The sequence below is a fragment of the Haemophilus sp. HMSC61B11 genome (assembly GCF_001838615.1).
Classification (GTDB): domain Bacteria; phylum Pseudomonadota; class Gammaproteobacteria; order Enterobacterales; family Pasteurellaceae; genus Haemophilus_D; species Haemophilus_D parainfluenzae_AD.
Genome location: NZ_KV837965.1, coordinates 1 through 508 on the forward strand (window position 1 = coordinate 1; position 508 = coordinate 508).

Genomic DNA, 508 nt, shown 5'->3' on the forward strand with positions numbered 1-508 from the left:
ACTTTTTGGCAAGGAGAACAACCGGTTCGTTATTTGAATGGGATTGTGACTAGCTTCGGTTTGGGGAAAACAGGGTTTGTCCGTACGCATTATCAAATGGTGGTGGAGCCGGCTCTCGCGCGAGCAGCATTTCAATCTGATAGCCGAATCTTCCAGCATCAAAACAGCGAAAAAATCATCCGCACTTTATTGCAAAAAAATCGCGTAGAAAAGGTTTCCTTTGAGCCTTTACCTTCAGATTGGGAGCGTGAATATTGTGTGCAATATCGTGAAACAGATTTAGCCTTTATTGAACGCTTAGCCGCGGAAGAAGGCTGGTATTATTACTTTGACCATCGTGCAGACAGCCATGAGTTGCGTTTTGGCCATCAAAGTATCGCTTCTCCGATTCTTGGCACATTGACCTATAATGCAAAGCCCGCAGGGGACCGTTCATTTGCTTGCCTTTGGCGATTTGACTATTGCCGTAAGGTGACGACAACCCGCCAAACCTTACGAGATTACACCT

General features: G+C 45.9%; 1 protein-coding gene. It reads left to right on the forward strand.

Going from position 1 to position 508, the window contains the following annotated elements; all coding sequences use genetic code 11:
- The coding region (locus tag HMPREF3263_RS04145) for a contractile injection system protein, VgrG/Pvc8 family (protein ID WP_256337399.1) at positions 1–508 on the forward strand (508 nt) is incomplete at both ends.